This window comes from Fictibacillus arsenicus (assembly GCF_001999465.1).
Lineage (GTDB): Bacteria > Bacillota > Bacilli > Bacillales > Fictibacillaceae > Fictibacillus > Fictibacillus arsenicus.
The window spans coordinates 1-741 of the sequence record NZ_MQMF01000066.1; the positions used below are offsets into that span (position 1 = coordinate 1).

At 71.4% G+C, this 741-nt stretch carries 1 protein-coding gene; it reads right to left on the bottom strand.

From position 1 onward, the window contains the following. The coding region (locus UN64_RS21840; RefSeq protein WP_139343255.1) for a HAMP domain-containing protein at positions 1-741 on the bottom strand (741 nt) is incomplete at both ends.

Consider the following 741-nt stretch of genomic DNA (forward strand, 5'->3'; position numbering starts at 1 on the left):
CCGGGTGATCTCCAGCAGGTCCGCGAGCATGGCCTGGAAGCGGTCCACCTGGTGGTAGAGCAGCTCGGTCGAGCGTCGGTTGATCGGGTCGAAGTCCTCGCGCGAGCCGTACAGCACGTCGGCCGCCATCCGCACGGTCGTCAGCGGCGTGCGCAGCTCATGGGAGACGTCCGAGACGAACCGCTGCTGCATCTGGGACAGCTGGGCGAGCTGGCCGATCTGGTCCTGGATGCTGTCCGCCATCCGGTTGAAGGACGTGCCCAGGCGGGCCATCTCGTCCTCACCGTCGACCGGCATCCGCACGGCCAGGTTGCCGCTCGAGAGGGACTCGGCCGCCCGGGCCGCCTGCTGCACGGGCAGGGTCACACGCCGCGAGACCCACCACGAGACCAGCACGTTGATCACCAGGAATCCGACGCCGAACACCAGCAGCACCCCGAGCACCGAGTCCAGCGAGCTCTGGACGTCCGCGAGGTCGTAGACGAGGTAGAGCCCGTAGGTGGCACCCGGGGGCAGCACCACCTGGGCGCCGAACACGAGGCCGGGCCGGGTGCCGCCGCCGGGGTCCGGCAGCGCCACGCTCGCGTCGTACACGCCCGGCCCGGAGGCGACCGCGTCCTGCAGCTCCTGCGGGATCACCGCGGGATCGAGACCGGCGGAGGAGATCGTCCCCACGTACGCGGACTCGGAGCCCGGCAGCGGGGCGAGGTGGTAGCGGCGGCGGATCGTGGTGCCCGAGTC